A 16,281-nucleotide genomic window follows, 5' to 3' on the forward strand; every position below is an offset into this window, starting at 1 on the left:
ATTCTACGGTAATGTCAATCGGGCCACTTTACCTGGAGTATACTCAGAAAGATCAACAGGTTCTTCGGCTAACGAAATAGACACCCCTTCAGGAGCGCCTAAAATGATAGAGTAAGGTGCTTTACCCGTTAAGGTTAAAGAGTCACCAGTTTTTTTCAGTCCAGTCGCAAGGACTGAGCCTGAGCTATCTTTTACTTGTATCCAGCAATCATCTTTAAAGTGCATTGCGAGAACATTATCCGCTTTTTGTTGCTCTGAATCTTGAGTGGCATCTTGGCTTTCAGCTTGAACTGATTTCAGTGTTTCTGAAGATTCAACTGCATTATCATTCGATGAAACTTGTCCTGTTTCTAGCGCTTTTGATTGAGTAACGATTTCAGATAGATTATCGTCTGTCGCGACTAAGCCTTGCTCTGATGTCGTTGATAATTCCGCTGTTGCATCTTCAGGAGCCGGCACTTCTGAAACAAAAGCTTGTGGGGCGTCTTCTAGCTGTTCAGGCTCACTCACAGCGCTTTCTTGCTGCTGTGAAGACAAAGAAGATGGGGATAATGTATCAAGTTGATGATTCTGCCACCACCATACTGACGAGATCCCAATAATAATCACTAAGATCCCCCAAGTTAAACGCATGATACGGTTATCATGTTGTTGTTTCTTAGTTTTTTGAGAAAAGCTATGCATAGGTTGCTCTTTATGCTGCCCTCTTCCTGATTCTTCTAGAGCAGCAAGAATATCTTTCTCTTTAATGCCAACGGCCTTAGCGTAAGATCGAAAGTAGCCACGAATAAATGTGGCTACATGATGGCTATCGAAATGATTACTTTCGATGTTTTCAATCACAGATATTTTTAGGCGTAAACGTTCAGAAATGTCCTTCTGAGTTAACCCTAATTCTTCTCTTCTTTGGCGTAATATTTCACCAGGAAGGATTTTGTGATTGTTTGATTTTATCTCTAAGTTGTTATTTTCAGTACTCATTTTTCCTGTACTTCTGATATTGAACAGAATCTGGGTATTTAGTCTTAAGTATGTTGCCATATTTAGACACTAGCTCAGGATTATTGGCTTTGTTTTCTAGTTTTATTAACAGGCCTAAGCTAACTGGACGGTACCCATATCTCTTATTAAACTTTAATAGTCGACCCCTTGCATTGGAAAACTCGTCCTTTTCGATTTCCAACTCAGCCAATTGTAATAACGACTGAGACCTGCTGGGATCATGATCAAGAGCACGAGAGAAATAATTCCTTGCCTTCTCCTTATTACCACTTTTGAGGGCGCATAAACCAGCATTTTCATAACTGGCTGCGACTAAGTAATAATAAGGTTGCTCTATCGCGCGGTTAAAAAATTCATCCGCTTTTTTGTATTCGCCCTGTCGACATAAAAATGCACCGTAGTTATTTAAGACATCTCCATTGTTAGGAGAACTATCCAATGCATCTTCATAAGCCTCTTCAGCTAATTCATATTCACCAACTCTTTGATAAAAATACGCTACCGAATTCAAAGCTCGGTAATAAGATGGTGCATATTTAACTGCTATCTCAAGGTTTTCTCGAGCTTTAACCATATTGCCTTCTTCCAAGTATCCCAAACCTAATGAGATTCTTGCTTCCGACGCTTTTATATTATCAAATTTAGCAGTGTTTGGCTTGTCAGTCACTGTAACACAACCAACTAAGAAACTAACTACTAAAGTAAAAACTAACTTTTTTATAGAAAACATTGGATTCCACCTAATTCAGGAGTGGGAACCAATGCCATCTATACTTATCAGACGGCTTTTACTGGAATAGGTTCCCCATGCTGCTTTTGCTTTGTACGTTTTGTTCGATCGATCACATCTCCGACAAGCTGACCACATGCCGCATCAATATCATCACCACGAGTTTTACGCACCGTCACCGTGTAATCGTATTGCATTAAGGTTTTCATAAAACGATCAATGCGAGAATTACTCGGCTTCTTGTATGGTGACCCAGGATAAGGGTTAAATGGAATTAAATTAATTTTTGCAGGGGTATCTTTTAGTAACTCTGCGAGCTGCCTAGCATGTTCCATATCATCATTAACATGATCGAGTAAAACATATTCAATCGTCACTTTACCTCGGTTGGCATTTGAAGTGGCAATATAACGACGAACTGATTCTAAGAAATCTTGAATATCCCAGCGATCGTTAATTGGCATAATCTGACTACGCAATTCATCATTAGGCGCATGCAATGAGATCGCAAGCGCCACATCGATGTTTCCAGTCATTTGGTCAAGGCCAGATACCACACCTGAGGTTGATACTGTCACACGACGTTTCGATAATCCAAAACCAAGATCGTCTAGCATGATCTCCAGTGATGGCATCAAGTTTTTCATGTTCAGTAACGGCTCCCCCATTCCCATCATTACCACATTGGTAATCGGACGACGACCAGTGACTTTCTCTAAGCCAATTTCACGTGATGCACGCCAAATTTGGCCAACAATTTCTGACACTTTTAAGTTACGATTAAAGCCTTGTTGCGCCGTTGAGCAAAAAGTACAAGCTAATGCACAACCAACTTGAGATGACACACATAATGTCGCGCGATCGCCATCAGGAATGTAAACTGTCTCGACATCTTGATCGCCGACACGCATAGCCCATTTAATTGTACCATCAGTAGAATGTTGAGCTTCGGATACATAAGGCGCACGAATTTCACAACGTGCTTCTAACTTGGTTTTAAGGGCTTTATTGATATTACTCATTTGTGAGAAATCATCACAACCAAAATGATAGATCCATTTCATGATCTGATCGGCGCGAAATGCCTTTTCATTCAGCTCTTCGGTAAAAAACTGGCGCATACCTTTACGGTCAAAATCCAGCAGATTTACTTTTGTCATGGTCATGGTTTTCTCACTAATGGAACGATAAATAAGGGCGCGAATTGTACAGGGTTTATACATTCACAACAAGGTTTGTTCAGCCTTACCGATTAAATCACACATAAAAAAGAGACCTTAATATCAGGTCTCTTTAGTATAGTGGAACTTTATCTATCTGAATAAACGTGTAATTATCGTGGGCAGATTTCCGATTGAGGGAAGAAGTATTCGATCTCACGTGCTGCCGATTCAGGGCTATCTGAACCATGAACTGAATTATGACGCATGCTAAGTGCATAATCTGCACGTAAAGTGCCACAAGCCGCTTCTTCTGGGTTGGTTTTTCCCATTAGTTCACGGTAACGAGCAATAGCATTTTCACCTTCCAATACTTGCACCATAATCGGTCCAGATGTCATAAATTCTTTTAACGGCTCAAAAAACGGTTTGCCTTCATGCTCAGCATAAAAACCACTTGCTTGCTCTGCAGTCAAATGCACCATTTTAGCAGCAACGATAGACAGTCCAGCTTTTTCCATTCGTTGATAAATAGCGCCAATCAGGTTACGTTCAACGGCATCAGGCTTGATGATTGAAAATGTTCTTTCTAAAGCCATATAAAATCCTTTACTCTTATTTTTATCATTGTTAGCTAGAAGGAGAAAATCACTCCCTCTAAGCTTTATATTGTCGTTATTTTGCTTGATCAATCAAAATTCTAGCTAACGTTCTTACGCCCATCCCTGTCGCTCCAGCTGACCATTTGTCACTTGATGATTTACGGTAAGTACCGGCACAATCAAAATGTAACCAACCTTTTTTATAGTCTTCAACAAAGTAAGACAAAAAGGCTGCTGCTGTACTTGCACCTGGACTATACGCCGCTGACGAGATATTCGACATATCAGCAAAGTTTGATGGCAACATGTTACGATGGAAATCAGCTAATGGTAATTGCCACAAGCCTTCTGATTCCTGCTCCGCACTTTTTAGCGCTTTCTGTGCTAGCTTGTTATCGAAAGTAAGTAGAGCGTGATAATCGTTACCTAAAGCGTTTTTGGCTGCGCCGGTTAAAGTAGCACAATCAATAATCAGTTTTGGTTTTTGCTCACTGGCGTACATTAAGCCATCAGCTAATACTAGTCGGCCTTCCGCATCAGTATTCATTACTTCAACGGTTTTGCCATTTTTATAAGTAATAATGTCGCCCAATTTTAATGCTCGGCCAGAAATCATATTCTCCGCGCAGCATAAAATGAGTTTTACGCGCTTATTCAATCCGCGAGCAATAGCTAATGCTAGTCCACCAGTAATAGTACCAGAGCCGCCCATATCAGCTTTCATTGAATCCATAAAACCCGATGGTTTAATACTATAACCGCCCGAATCAAACGTGATGCCTTTACCGACTAAACATGCATAGACAGGCGCGTCAGCATCGCCTGTTGGGTTAAAGTCGAGTTGTAACATAGCAGAGGTGCGCTCAGAGCCACGACCTACTGCATAGATTCCTTCCCAGCCTTCGGTTAGTAGATCTTTATCTTTTACGATCTTGTAGTTAACACTGCCTTCTGGAGCTAAAGATTTAATAAACTCGCCCGCCATCGTGGCCAATTGACGAGGTGCCACTTCTTCGGCACTTTTATTAATAATGTCACGAACCCAATCCGTCACCTTAATGCGCGCTTCTAACTCTAGTTGTTCTTCGTTATCTAACTGAGGCCAAGTAACGGTATTTCCTTTTTTAGAAGAACGGAAACCTTGAACGAAAGCCCAGATCATTTCCAAATCCCAGTCTTCACCTGTTAGCTCAACATGTTTAATACCTTGTGAGTCAAGTTTGCGTGCTGCACGTTGTGCCGAATCAAAATCAGATGCTGATGGTAGGTGAACAATCGCACCTTCGGCCGAAAAAGAAAGTAGTGCCTTTTCGCCCCATTGAGATGGAGCCTCTTCACGAGTAATACTCACTGATAGTTGTGTTGACATTTTTACTCCTTACCTAAATGTCCGGGGAGCCCTTAAAAGCAAATAGGCTGTCATTATTTGAGAAGATAGCGAGTACAAATTTGCCCTCTAAACTCGCACCTTTAAATTATTTGGGTATATACATAAGAGCTATACTCAAAGTAATTGGAGTTGCAGTCGGGCGAATGAACGCTTTCAACAAAGCTGCAACTTCAAGTACGAAGGGTATAAAGTTAAGCTATATCATAATGCGATTCATCACAAGTATCATAATAGCCATGATAACTTGTGACTTTGACCTTTCTTTGCTGAAAATCTAATCAGTTTTTCTCTAAAGTAATTTATATGCTAGTGACAAAATAAAAGCCTCCGAAGAAGCTTTCTATAAATGAAACTCTAATGTGTTATCTAGCGTTAAATTTCATCTAACCAACAAAGCAAAATAGCTTCTAAGATTTTTTCATTGGAACGACTTGGCTCGTCATCAAAATCCTCAAGCTCAGTGATCCATTGGTGCATATCCGTAAAACGTACCGTTTGAGGATCGAGATCTGGAAATTTATCCGCGAGTTCAATGGCAATATCTTGTGAATCCGTCCATTTTAATCCCATGTTCTGCTCCTTGCTACCAGTAGTATTAATGATTTTCCGATGCTAAGTTAATGGTATAGCGAGGAATTTCAACCACCAAATCTTGATCTGCGACTTTCGCCTGACAGCCTAAACGAGATTCAGGCTCCAGGCCCCATGCTTTATCTAACATATCATCTTCTAATTCTTCACTTTCTTCTAATGAATCAAAGCCTTCACGAATCACAATATGACAAGTTGTACAGGCACATGATTTTTCACAAGCATGCTCAATACCAATGCCATTTTTTAATGCGACATCTAATACAGATTCCCCTGTTTTCGCTTCTAATACAGCACCTTCTGGACATAAATCTTCGTGAGGTAATACAACAATCTTAGGCATAATCCATCCTACTTCAATAGAGTTATTATAAGTTTTCTTTACTTATAATATATTGTCTATGCAACTGGTTAGGTACTTTTAACCAATACCCATTCATTAAATATTATCGACTGACTGCCCGGATAATGCCGCGCGAATTGATACATCCATTCGACGTGATGCAAAGTCTTGGCTTGCTTTGTCAGTCTCTTTAATTCCTTGCTCAATCGCATCAGCATCTTGGCCGTTACGTAGTTGGATCAAGGTTCTTACTGAGTTTTCTAATGCTAAGTATTCTTCCTTACTTAGTAGATCTTCACCATTTTCTTGCAAAGCTACAAGCAGGCCTTCAATCACTCGATCAGCTTCAACTTTCTGTTCCGCTAACGCACGAGCTTGCATATCTTCTTTGGCATGAGTCATTGATGATCTCAGCATGTCGGCGATTTCAGTATCACTTAAGCCGTAAGAAGGTTTCACTTGGATATCGGCTTGTACACCAGTGCTCTTCTCCATTGCAGTCACTGAAAGCAATCCGTCAGCATCAACTTGATAAGTCACTCGGATATGCGCAGCGCCCGCTTTCATTGGTGGAATACCGTTCAGAGTAAAACGAGCTAATGAACGACAGTCATCAACCATTTCACGTTCACCTTGTGCGACGTGAACCAACATAGCGGTTTGACCATCTTTGAATGTGGTGAACTCTTGTGCTTTAGCCACTGGAATAGTGGTATTGCGTGGAATGATTTTCTCAACTAAGCCTCCCATGGTTTCAATACCAAGAGAAAGGGGGATCACATCCAATAACAGCATGTCTGAATCAGGTTTGTTACCAACTAAGATATCCGCTTGAATACCAGCACCAATTGCTACAACCTCATCTGGGTTAATGCTAGTTAGAGGTGTACGGCCGAAAAACTCTCCAACCATAGTACGAACAAGTGGAGTACGAGTTGAACCACCTACCATCACAACTTCACCAACATCTTCCGCAGTCACATCGGCATCTTTTAATGCTCTACGGCACGATAGTAAGGTCCTTTTAACTAGTGGTTGAATAATGTCATTAAATTGTTCACGAGTTAATGTGATGGTTTGTCCCAGCACTTCTACACTCACTTGTTCATTATCTGACAAACCGATTTTAGCTTGAGTTGCCGCATCCAATAACACTCGGTGTTGCTCGGCGCTTAATTTATCAAGCTGACCAACTTGCTGTTTAAAATAACCTAATAATAGATCATCAAAGTCATCACCACCTAGTGCAGAATCGCCGCCGGTAGCCAGCACTTCAAATACACCTTTTGATAGACGTAGTAATGAGATATCAAAAGTACCACCACCTAGGTCATAAACTGCAATCACACCTTCTTGACCTGAATCTAAACCATAAGCTATCGCCGCGGCAGTTGGTTCATTTAATAAACGAAGTACTTTCAATCCGGCTAACTCGGCAGCATCTTTAGTGCCCGCGCGCTGAGCATCATCAAAATAAGCAGGAACGGTGATCACAACGCCTTCGATCTCATGAGCTAAAGTGCTTTCTGCTCGTTCAACTAAGCTTTTTAAAATTTCACTCGAAACCTGAATAGGATTGACTAAGCCCGTAGGCACTTGAATAAGTGGTAGACCGTTGTCACTGGCTTGAAATTGATAAGGTAGATCAGAGTAACGAGATTGCACGTCATCAAGTGAACGACCAATAAGACGTTTCACTGAACTAATAGTATTTTGGGGATCTTGTTGCGCTTTTTGTTTTGCCTGCACGCCGACAGACACACCATCTTGAGAGTAATGGACCACTGAAGGCAAAATCGCTTTTTGGTTTTCATCAACCAAAGGAGTGCATGAGCCACTTCTTACTGCGGCAACAAGAGAGTTGGTAGTACCTAAATCAATCCCTACGGCGAACTTATGCTCATGTGGTGCTGCACTTTGACCAGGTTCTGCAATTTGAAGTAGCATATTCGGAACTATCCTTTCTATATTGGCTAATAGAGATTAAACGAGCTTTAGCTTTAACTCCAAAGCTTTAGCCAAGCAACTTATCTTCAAGTTGCTCGATTTCATATCTTAATTTATTAACAAACTTAAGCTTTCGAACGCCATCTGCAGCATTATCCCACTGCTCATTTTCAAGCTGTGATTTTAATTGTACGAGTTGCTGCTGATACATTTTTTGAACTTTACTATCAAAATCAAATAAAGCACTTTCTGGCTCATCAGATTGAGCGATAGTTTCAATTTCTTCTCGCAATTCCATCTGTTCCATTAAGAACATTGAATCACTCATTGTCTGCTGTTCAGCTCGAATATCAACACCTTGTAGAACAAGGATATATTCTGCTCGAGAAATAGGAGACTTTAAGGTTTGATAGGCGTCGTTAATTTCTGCCGCTTTCTGCACAGCCATTAATCGATCTCGCTCAGAAGCAGAGGCAAACTTATCTGGATGAAAACGACGTTGCAGATCACGGAACGTTTCCGACAAAGTATTATTATCTAACTCAAACTGATTCGGTAAGCCAAATAATTCAAAATGGTTCATGGTAATAACTCGGACCTAATGCTAGTCAGTTACATGGTATTCACACATGATTGACGTCTTAAAATGGCAATGGCACCCTAATTAGAGTGCCATCGTACCTATCATGAAGGGTTATACGTTGAAGCTTTCACCACAACCACACTCACCTTTCACATTAGGGTTATTAAACTGAAAGCCTTCATTTAGCCCCTCTTTGACGAAATCAAGTTCGGTGCCATCAAGGTAAACTAAACTTTTAGGATCAATAATAATCTTTACCCCATCATGTTCAAAAGTTTGATCTTCTTCGTTTAGTTGATCAACAAACTCTAAAACATACGCCATACCTGAACACCCAGTAGTTCTAACACCTAAACGAAGACCAATGCCCTTGCCTCGGTTTTCCAAGAATGTTCTTACGCGATTTGCTGCCGCGTCTGTCATGGTAATGGCCATACTGCAACCTTGTGAATATCAATAAATAGAGTAAAAAATTAAAAAGATGCCTAAGTAAAACAAGGAAAGGGGACCCTTCCCCTGATTTCACATTATTGTTGATGTTTCTTTTTATAATCCGACACTGCCGCTTTAATTGCATCTTCTGCAAGAATTGAACAGTGGACTTTTACTGGTGGCAATGCCAATTCTTCTGCGATTTCAGCGTTTTTAATTGAAGCCGCTTCATCTAGGCTTTTGCCTTTAACCCACTCGGTTACTAATGAGCTTGATGCAATGGCAGAACCACAACCATAGGTTTTAAATTTCGCATCTTCGATAATGCCTTCTGGTGATACTTTAATTTGCAGTTTCATTACGTCACCACAAGCTGGAGCACCTACCATACCGCTACCGATAGAAGGATCTTCTTTATCAAAAGAACCAACGTTACGTGGGTTCTCATAATGTTCAATTACTTTTTCGCTATACGCCATAATGTTTACCTCGAATCCTCTACTTCCTTGAGATTAATGATGAGCCCACTCAACGGTGTTCAAATCAATCCCTTCTTTGTACATGTCCCATAATGGTGACATGTCACGGAGTTTGTCTACTGCTACACGAATTTGTTTAACGGCATAGTCAATTTCTTCTTCTGTCGTAAAACGACCAAAAGAGAAACGAACTGAGCTGTGTGCTAATTCATCATCTAGCCCTAGTGCACGTAATACGTACGAAGGCTCAAGGCTGGCAGATGTACATGCAGAACCCGAAGATACCGCAAGATCTTTTAGTGCCATCAATAATGATTCACCTTCAACAAATGCAAAGCTTACATTTAAGTTGTGTGGTAGACGTTGCTCAAGATCGCCATTAATTGTCACAGCTTCCATATCTTTGATGCCATCTAACAAGCGATTACGCAGTGCTAATGCATGGTCGTAATCTTTTTGCATATCTTGTTTAGCAACAGCAAAAGCTTCACCCATACCAACAATTTGATGAGTTGCTAGAGTACCAGAACGGAAACCACGTTCATGACCACCACCATGCATTTGTGCTTCTAAACGAATACGCGGTTTACGGCGAATATAAAGTGCACCGATACCTTTAGGGCCATAAATTTTATGCGCCGATAAAGAGAGTAAATCAACTTTTAATGCTTTGGTATCAATAGGTAGTTTACCTGCTGATTGTGCTGCATCGACATGAAAGATCGTTTTGTTTGCACGACATAATTCACCAATCGCTTCGATATCTTGAATCACACCGATTTCATTGTTGACGTGCATGATAGAAACTAAAACCGTATCTTCACGTAGTGCTGCTTTAAACTTCTCAATATCAATTAAGCCAGAACTTTCCGGCTCAAGATAAGTCACTTCATAACCTTCACGCTCTAGCTGACGACATGGGTCTAGTACAGCTTTATGCTCAGTTTTACAAGTGATGATATGTTTGCCTTGCTTACCATAAAAGTGCGCAGCACCTTTAATCGCAAGGTTATCTGATTCTGTCGCACCAGAAGTAAATACAATTTCACGTGGGTCTGCATTTAAGATGTCTGCAATTTGCTCACGAGCATGATCAACCGCTTCTTCTGCCTGCCAACCAAATCGGTGAGAACGTGATGCAGGATTACCAAAGGTGCCATCCATCGTCATAAATTGAACCATTTTTTCCGCCACACGTTGGTCAACCGGACATGTCGCTGAATAGTCAAAATAAATAGGCAGTTTCATTCTTTACTCCAATGTAAAAACTTTTCGCTCACGTTAAAGATGAGCATTCATACCAACAGTGCCCGCTTTATCACTCTTTTCTGAAGTGTAATTTTTATTACCAAAGCTGTTATTCACTATTAGTTCTATATTCTGGCGTTCGGTGATATCAAGAACTTCATTATTCATCATAAGTTCACCAAGCGTAATACCATCTAAGAACTCACTAATGCGAGCACTTAAATCATGCCACAGGGTGTGAGTTAAGCAGCGTACGCCACCTTGGCAATCGCCTTTACCTTGACATTTTGTTGCATCAACCGATTCATCAACGGCTGAAATCACAGTACCGACTGCGATCTGATCCGCTTCGATACCTAGGCGGTAACCACCACCTGGACCACGTACGCTCGCCACTAAGCCAGCTTTACGTAATCGTGAAAAAAGTTGCTCCAAGTAAGATAGTGAAATCCCTTGGCGTTCCGAAATATCCGCTAACGGCACAGGCCCTTGATTTGAATGTAAAGCTACATCCAACATTGCTGTTACCGCGTATCTTCCTTTTGATGTAAGTCTCATATGCACCGTACCCACAGTAAGTATATGGGAACTATGATTTCATACCTGACTAAAATGGTCAAGTATTCATTTGACCATTTTAGTCAGGTATTTATAAGTAACTATTTTTTATCAGGAATAGACTTTTCAATCGAGGTTAGAATACCTCTTAACATGTTTAATTCTTGGATTTCAGGACGTGCACGACTAAACAGGCGACGTAATTTATTCATCACCAAATTTGGCTTACCTTTAGAGATAAATTGGGTATTCAAGATAGTGTTTTCAAGGTGTTGATAAAATAATTCCAATTCTTTATGTCTTGGGTATTCTTCAGCGACGGCTTCTGGATATTGACCTGCTTGTTTGTTAAGCCAAGCCATACGGATCTCATAGCTTAAGGTTTGTACTGCCATCGCTAAATTAAGCGAGCTATATTCAGGGTTTGCCGGAATACAAACATGATAATGACACTTTTGTAGTTCTTCATTGGTTAGCCCGGTTCTTTCACGACCAAACACTAAAGCGACTTTGCCTTTTTCAGCTTCTTGAATAAATTTTTCACCACACTCACGAGGTTCAAGCATTGGCCATTCAAGCGTACGAGAACGAGCACTTGATCCAACCACTAATGCGCAGTCTGACACAGCTTCATCTAAGCTTTCTACAATGCGAGCATTTTCCGCTACATCACCAGCACCAGATGCTAAAGAAAGTGTCTGTTCATCAACTTGACACTGTGGTGCCACTAAGACTAATTCGGTTAGCCCCATCACCTTCATTGCTCTTGCCGCAGAACCTATATTCCCAGAATGTGAGGTACCGACTAAAATTACTTTTACGTTGTCTAACATTGCAGTCTTCGTCATAGTGAAAATTCACTGAATAATACCATATTCCAAACCAAATAAATGCAACCTTAATCGAGACAATTTACGAGTGAACAAAAAATAGACGCTTTCTATTTAAAGAAACTCTGGTATACTGCACGCCGCTTTTTTCGTTCTTTAACATCCGTTGGGAAAATTATATGCATCCTATGCTAAATATCGCTATTCGTGCTGCACGAATGGCTGGCAACCATATTGCAAAATCATTAGAAAATACTGACAAGATTGAATCTACTCAAAAAGGTCAGAACGACTTTGTCACAAACGTCGACAAAGAAGCAGAACAACTGATTATCGACACTATCAAGAAGTCTTACCCTGATCACTGCATCGTAGGTGAAGAAGGTGGTTCTATCGAAGGTAAAGATACTGATGTTCAATGGATCATTGACCCACTGGATGGCACTAATAACTTTGTAAAAGGTTTCCCTCACTTCTCAGTATCAATTGCTGTACGTATGCGCGGTAAAACTGAAGTTGCTTGTGTTTACGATCCAATTCGTAATGAGCTATTTACCGCTCAACGTGGTTCTGGCGCACAGTTAAACAACGCTCGTCTACGTATTAACCCTATTAAAGATTTGAATGGTGCTATTCTTGCTACTGGCTTCCCATTTAAACAAAAACAACACGCTGAAAGCTTCGTAAAAATCGTTGGTGGCCTATTCACAGAATGTTCAGACTTCCGTCGTACTGGTTCTGCAGCTCTAGATTTATGTTACTTAGCATCTGGTCGTGTTGATGGTTACTTTGAACTTGGCTTGAAGCCTTGGGATATCGCAGCAGGTGAACTTATCGCTCGTGAAGCAGGTGCTATCTTAACTGATTTTGCTGGCGGTACTAACTACTTAGCTTCTGGTAACTTAGTTGCTTCAAGTGCACGTGGTGTGAAACATATCTTAAAACACGTTCGTGAACATTCTAACGAAGGTATGATGAAATAATTCATCCTTTGATGGATATCTATTGAATAGAAGAAACGCCCGCTGATATTCTGCGGGCGTTTTTGTTTGTGCGTTACTCAATATAAAAAAGGCTTTGAACCAAAATCCAAAGCCTTTGTTTTTGAGCTGATATCCAATTAAGGGAGCATTGACTCTTGATCAGCACCTTCTTTCTCAACTTGTGTTGGCATCAAGTGCTCACGTGTTAAGCCTAGTTTCAATGCTAGTGCAGAAGCTACGTAAATTGACGAGTAAGTACCTACAGTAATACCAAGCAATAATGCTAGTGCAAAACCGTGAATATTCGCCCCACCTTGAGTGAACAAAGCAATAACCACAAACAAAGTGGTACCAGATGTAATCAAAGTACGGCTCAATGTCTGAGTGATTGAATAGTTCATGATATCGCCCGGTAGACCATTACGCATCTTACGAAAGTTCTCACGGATACGGTCAAATACTACGATGGTATCGTTAAGTGAGTAACCGACTACCGTCAACAAGGCTGCCACGATGGTCAAATCAATCTCAATTTGTAGCAATGAGAAGATACCGAGAGTAATGGTGACATCGTGTGCGAGTGATAATACCGCCCCCGCAGACAAACGCCACTCAAAACGCATCGATACATACATTAAGATACAAAGGAGAGAAATCAGAATCGCTAACCCCCCCGCTTCGGCTAACTCATCGCCAACGTTAGGTCCAACGAATTCAATACGCTTAAGTGTTACTTGATCACCAGTACCTTGTTTTAATGATTCAAGGACTTGGTTACCAATGACTTCACCTTTTGCATCTTCCCGTGGACGCATACGCACCATCACATCATGCGCAGAACCAAAATTTTGAACAGTAGCATCGGCAAAGCCATCTTTAGCTAGTGATTCACGTAGCACCGGCAGGTTGGCTGGATGTTCAAATGACACCTCAATCAAAGTACCACCGGTAAAATCTAGCCCCCAGTTAAACCATTTAGTTGAAATGGTAAACAAAGATGCTGCGATCATTAGTCCAGAGAACACAAAGGCAAACTTAGACCAACTCATAAAGTCGATCGCTTTGTTAGCTTTCAATATTTGAAACATGACTCTTCCTTAGATCGACAATTTCTTGATATTACGTTTGCCGCCATACATCAGGTTAACCACACAACGTGTGCCAATGATAGCGGTAAACATAGACGTTAAAATACCGATAGACAGAGTAACCGCAAAGCCTTTAATCGCACCAGTCCCCACTGCAAATAGAATAATTGCTGTGATAAGCGTGGTAATGTTTGCATCTGCAATGGTACTAAAGGCATTAGCATAACCTTGGTGGATCGCTTGTTGAGGACTACGCCCTTCTTTTAGCTCTTCACGTATCCGCTCAAAGATAAGAACGTTCGCATCCACTGCCATACCAACTGTTAATACGATACCAGCAATACCCGGCAGGGTCATTGTTGCCCCAGGAATCAACGACATCACACCAATAATTAACACTAAATTAGCCATTAATGCCATATTGGCAATAAAGCCAAATCGACGGTAATAGATCAGAGTAAATAGCATTACTGCCACCATACCCCAAACACAAGCTTGAATACCTTTATCAATATTTTGTTGCCCCATTGATGGACCAATGGTGCGTTCTTCTACAATTGAAATAGGTGCAATCAAAGCACCAGCACGTAATAATAGTGCTAAGTTATGCGCTTCAGCTGCTGAATCAATACCAGTAATACGGAAGCTACGGCCTAGAGCAGATTGGATGGTTGCTTGGTTAATCACTTCTTCGTGTTTAGCCAATACCACTTTACCTTCTGGTGTACGTTTACCGCTGTCTTTATATTCTGTAAAGACTGTCGCCATTAACTTGCCAATATTTTTCTTCGAGAAGTCAGCCATTTTATTGCCGCCTTCGCTATCAAGAGAAATATTTACTTGAGGGCGACCATACTCATCGGTACTAGAGCTTGCATCAGTAATACTTGAACCGCCAAGAATTACACGCTTTTTCAGTACAGCCGGACGGCCATCTTTATCAAATTTAACTTCACTACCCACTGGTACACGACCTGCGGCAGCGGCAGCCAAATCAGCTTTATCATCAACCTGACGGAATTCAAGCGTTGCGGTGGCACCAAGAATTTCTTTAGCACGCGCAGTGTCTTGAACACCTGGTAATTCAACGACAATGCGGCTTGCACCTTGACGTTGAACAAGTGGTTCAGCAACACCTAGTTCATTAACACGGTTACGTAAAATCGTAATATTTTGCTCAACCGCGTAGTTACGGATTTCAAGTAAGCGAGCTTCATTAAACTTAGCGATCAATGTATTGTTTTTACCTTCAATAAACACCATATCGCGATACTTATCGGAAAGAATACTTTTCGCTTGTTCAAGTTGTTCTTCATTACGTAGAACCACTTCAACAGCATCTTTACCTGAAGGTCGAATAGCACGGTAGCGAATACGTTCATCACGAAGATCACTACGGAAAGATTCTTCTTGTTGGCCAACGAGTTTTTCCATCGCAGCATCCATATCCACTTCCATTAAGAAGTGAACGCCACCACGTAAATCAAGGCCAAGCTTCATTGGGGTAGCACCGATTGAGTCAAGCCAGTTCGGTGTCGCTGGGGCAAGGTTTAACGCAACGATATAATCTTTACCCATAGATTGGCTGATTACATCGCGAGCACTGATTTGAGAGTCAGTATCTTTGAAACGAATGAGAACAGAACCATTTTCTAGTGCAACAGACTGTGTTTCAAGATCGTTTTCTTTTAATACGGTATTAATAGAATCCAGTGTAGACATGTCAACTGAGGCGCCGCGCGCCCCAGTGACTTGTACCGCAGGATCTTCACCGTAAATATTTGGAAGGGCATAGAGCGCGCTGATTAAGATGGCAGTAGCCACCATCAGATACTTCCATAACGGGTAACGGTTTAGCACAGCGGGTATCCTTTAGCTTTTATAGCTAACTAACTATAATTAAAGAGATTTAAGTGTACCCTTAGGTAGCACAGCCGTAACGAAATCTTTCTTGATTGTTACTTCATTGTTTTCATTTAAAGCTAGTAGGATGTAGTCGTTATCGTCAGAAATCTTAACGATTTTACCTACAAGGCCACCACCAGTAATAACTTCATCACCCTTTGACATCGCAGCCATTAAGTTTTTATGCTCTTTTACTCGTTTTGCTTGAGGGCGGTAGATCATAAAATAAAAGATCAACGCAAACATACCAAGCATGATGAACATTTCCATACCACCGCCAGTTGGGCCAGCACTTGCAGCGTGTGCTTCTGAAATAAATAAGCTCATTAAAACATTTCCTTTTTCTGATTTTGATAATTTGGTTTTAGATTGGGGTGCTCTCTACTTTTTTCAAGGCAAAGAGCCGCTTA

Annotated in this window: 18 protein-coding genes; 1 reads left to right on the forward strand and 17 read right to left on the reverse strand. The window is 41.0% G+C overall.

Going from position 1 to position 16,281, the window contains the following annotated elements; all coding sequences use genetic code 11:
- Positions 1-3 precede the first annotated feature (3 nt).
- The 14 genes from rodZ to trmJ form a co-directional block, all read right to left on the reverse strand.
- Positions 4-981, reverse strand: a complete 978-nt coding sequence (rodZ, locus tag ACN0T8_RS04525) for a cytoskeleton protein RodZ (protein ID WP_417879430.1) — start codon at positions 979-981, stop codon at positions 4-6.
- A complete protein-coding gene (pilW, locus tag ACN0T8_RS04530) occupies positions 971-1,732 on the reverse strand; it encodes a type IV pilus biogenesis/stability protein PilW (RefSeq protein ID WP_417879431.1) in 762 nt (253 codons plus the stop codon). Before pilW ends, rodZ begins: the two co-directional genes overlap by 11 nt.
- A gap of 47 nt (positions 1,733-1,779) precedes the next feature.
- Entirely contained in the window at positions 1,780-2,898 is a 1,119-nt protein-coding gene (locus ACN0T8_RS04535; RefSeq protein WP_417879432.1) for a bifunctional tRNA (adenosine(37)-C2)-methyltransferase TrmG/ribosomal RNA large subunit methyltransferase RlmN, read from the reverse strand.
- A 167-nt stretch (positions 2,899-3,065) separates the two neighbouring features.
- Positions 3,066-3,491: a nucleoside-diphosphate kinase gene (gene ndk, locus ACN0T8_RS04540; RefSeq protein WP_237296382.1), complete on the reverse strand. Its 426-nt coding sequence runs from the start codon at positions 3,489-3,491 to the stop codon at positions 3,066-3,068.
- A 76-nt stretch (positions 3,492-3,567) separates the two neighbouring features.
- Positions 3,568-4,863 (reverse strand): aminopeptidase PepB, encoded by a 1,296-nt coding sequence (gene pepB, locus ACN0T8_RS04545; protein WP_417879433.1) that lies wholly within the window; start codon positions 4,861-4,863, stop codon positions 3,568-3,570.
- 393 nt (positions 4,864-5,256) lie between these two features.
- Positions 5,257-5,454: a Fe-S cluster assembly protein IscX gene (gene iscX / locus ACN0T8_RS04550; protein WP_417879434.1), complete on the reverse strand. Its 198-nt coding sequence runs from the start codon at positions 5,452-5,454 to the stop codon at positions 5,257-5,259.
- A 25-nt stretch (positions 5,455-5,479) separates the two neighbouring features.
- Positions 5,480-5,818, reverse strand: a complete 339-nt coding sequence (gene fdx, locus ACN0T8_RS04555; protein WP_417879435.1) for an ISC system 2Fe-2S type ferredoxin — start codon at positions 5,816-5,818, stop codon at positions 5,480-5,482.
- 96 nt (positions 5,819-5,914) lie between these two features.
- The gene (hscA, locus tag ACN0T8_RS04560; RefSeq protein ID WP_417879436.1) at positions 5,915-7,765 is read right to left on the reverse strand and encodes a Fe-S protein assembly chaperone HscA; all 1,851 of its coding nucleotides are present in this window, start codon (positions 7,763-7,765) and stop codon (positions 5,915-5,917) included.
- Between the two features lie 67 nt (positions 7,766-7,832).
- Positions 7,833-8,348 carry a co-chaperone HscB gene (gene hscB / locus ACN0T8_RS04565; protein ID WP_417879437.1) on the reverse strand — a complete coding sequence of 172 codons (516 nt, stop codon included), beginning with the start codon at positions 8,346-8,348 and terminating at the stop codon, positions 7,833-7,835.
- A 111-nt stretch (positions 8,349-8,459) separates the two neighbouring features.
- Positions 8,460-8,783: an iron-sulfur cluster assembly protein IscA gene (gene iscA, locus ACN0T8_RS04570; protein ID WP_089123498.1), complete on the reverse strand. Its 324-nt coding sequence runs from the start codon at positions 8,781-8,783 to the stop codon at positions 8,460-8,462.
- A gap of 92 nt (positions 8,784-8,875) precedes the next feature.
- Complete coding sequence (iscU, locus tag ACN0T8_RS04575) at positions 8,876-9,259, reverse strand: Fe-S cluster assembly scaffold IscU (RefSeq protein WP_089123499.1); 384 nt, start codon at positions 9,257-9,259, stop codon at positions 8,876-8,878.
- 33 nt (positions 9,260-9,292) lie between these two features.
- The gene (locus ACN0T8_RS04580; RefSeq protein ID WP_417879438.1) at positions 9,293-10,507 is read right to left on the reverse strand and encodes an IscS subfamily cysteine desulfurase; all 1,215 of its coding nucleotides are present in this window, start codon (positions 10,505-10,507) and stop codon (positions 9,293-9,295) included.
- Positions 10,508-10,540: 33 nt separating this feature from the next.
- On the reverse strand, positions 10,541-11,065 hold the full coding sequence (gene iscR, locus ACN0T8_RS04585) for a Fe-S cluster assembly transcriptional regulator IscR (protein ID WP_417879439.1): 525 nt from the start codon (positions 11,063-11,065) through the stop codon (positions 10,541-10,543).
- A 101-nt stretch (positions 11,066-11,166) separates the two neighbouring features.
- The gene (trmJ, locus tag ACN0T8_RS04590) at positions 11,167-11,898 is read right to left on the reverse strand and encodes a tRNA (cytosine(32)/uridine(32)-2'-O)-methyltransferase TrmJ (protein WP_417879507.1); all 732 of its coding nucleotides are present in this window, start codon (positions 11,896-11,898) and stop codon (positions 11,167-11,169) included.
- A 176-nt stretch (positions 11,899-12,074) separates the two neighbouring features.
- Here trmJ and suhB point away from each other — a divergent pair, with 176 nt between their 5' ends.
- Entirely contained in the window at positions 12,075-12,878 is an 804-nt protein-coding gene (gene suhB / locus ACN0T8_RS04595) for an inositol-1-monophosphatase (RefSeq protein WP_144388254.1), read from the forward strand.
- Positions 12,879-13,015: 137 nt separating this feature from the next.
- On the opposite strand, the gene secF is transcribed toward suhB, so the two are convergent.
- From secF to yajC, 3 genes are read right to left on the reverse strand one after another with little or no spacing between them, the layout of a single operon-like run.
- Positions 13,016-13,966 (reverse strand): protein translocase subunit SecF, encoded by a 951-nt coding sequence (secF, locus tag ACN0T8_RS04600; protein WP_417879440.1) that lies wholly within the window; start codon positions 13,964-13,966, stop codon positions 13,016-13,018.
- 9 nt (positions 13,967-13,975) lie between these two features.
- A complete protein-coding gene (gene secD, locus ACN0T8_RS04605; protein ID WP_417879441.1) occupies positions 13,976-15,826 on the reverse strand; it encodes a protein translocase subunit SecD in 1,851 nt (616 codons plus the stop codon).
- A 39-nt stretch (positions 15,827-15,865) separates the two neighbouring features.
- Positions 15,866-16,198, reverse strand: coding sequence for a preprotein translocase subunit YajC (yajC, locus tag ACN0T8_RS04610; RefSeq protein WP_417879442.1), 333 nt, complete (start codon positions 16,196-16,198; stop codon positions 15,866-15,868).
- Positions 16,199-16,281: the final 83 nt, after the last annotated feature.

Origin of the sequence: Vibrio sp., from assembly GCF_048266485.1 — a bacterium.
Classification (GTDB): domain Bacteria; phylum Pseudomonadota; class Gammaproteobacteria; order Enterobacterales; family Vibrionaceae; genus Vibrio.

Bases quoted from the DNA above. Each gene is read 5' to 3' on its own strand.
- rodZ (WP_417879430.1), bottom strand. From the start codon at position 981: ATGAGTACTGAAAATAACAACTTAGAGATAAAATCAAACAATCACAAA.
- pilW (WP_417879431.1), bottom strand. From the start codon at position 1,732: ATGTTTTCTATAAAAAAGTTAGTTTTTACTTTAGTAGTTAGTTTCTTA.
- ACN0T8_RS04535 (WP_417879432.1), bottom strand. From the start codon at position 2,898: ATGACCATGACAAAAGTAAATCTGCTGGATTTTGACCGTAAAGGTATG.
- ndk (WP_237296382.1), bottom strand. From the start codon at position 3,491: ATGGCTTTAGAAAGAACATTTTCAATCATCAAGCCTGATGCCGTTGAA.
- pepB (WP_417879433.1), bottom strand. From the start codon at position 4,863: ATGTCAACACAACTATCAGTGAGTATTACTCGTGAAGAGGCTCCATCT.
- iscX (WP_417879434.1), bottom strand. From the start codon at position 5,454: ATGGGATTAAAATGGACGGATTCACAAGATATTGCCATTGAACTCGCG.
- fdx (WP_417879435.1), bottom strand. From the start codon at position 5,818: ATGCCTAAGATTGTTGTATTACCTCACGAAGATTTATGTCCAGAAGGT.
- hscA (WP_417879436.1), bottom strand. From the start codon at position 7,765: ATGCTACTTCAAATTGCAGAACCTGGTCAAAGTGCAGCACCACATGAG.
- hscB (WP_417879437.1), bottom strand. From the start codon at position 8,348: ATGAACCATTTTGAATTATTTGGCTTACCGAATCAGTTTGAGTTAGAT.
- iscA (WP_089123498.1), bottom strand. From the start codon at position 8,783: ATGGCCATTACCATGACAGACGCGGCAGCAAATCGCGTAAGAACATTC.
- iscU (WP_089123499.1), bottom strand. From the start codon at position 9,259: ATGGCGTATAGCGAAAAAGTAATTGAACATTATGAGAACCCACGTAAC.
- ACN0T8_RS04580 (WP_417879438.1), bottom strand. From the start codon at position 10,507: ATGAAACTGCCTATTTATTTTGACTATTCAGCGACATGTCCGGTTGAC.
- iscR (WP_417879439.1), bottom strand. From the start codon at position 11,065: ATGAGACTTACATCAAAAGGAAGATACGCGGTAACAGCAATGTTGGAT.
- trmJ (WP_417879507.1), bottom strand. From the start codon at position 11,898: ATGTTAGACAACGTAAAAGTAATTTTAGTCGGTACCTCACATTCTGGG.
- suhB (WP_144388254.1), top strand. From the start codon at position 12,075: ATGCATCCTATGCTAAATATCGCTATTCGTGCTGCACGAATGGCTGGC.
- secF (WP_417879440.1), bottom strand. From the start codon at position 13,966: ATGTTTCAAATATTGAAAGCTAACAAAGCGATCGACTTTATGAGTTGG.
- yajC (WP_417879442.1), bottom strand. From the start codon at position 16,198: ATGAGCTTATTTATTTCAGAAGCACACGCTGCAAGTGCTGGCCCAACT.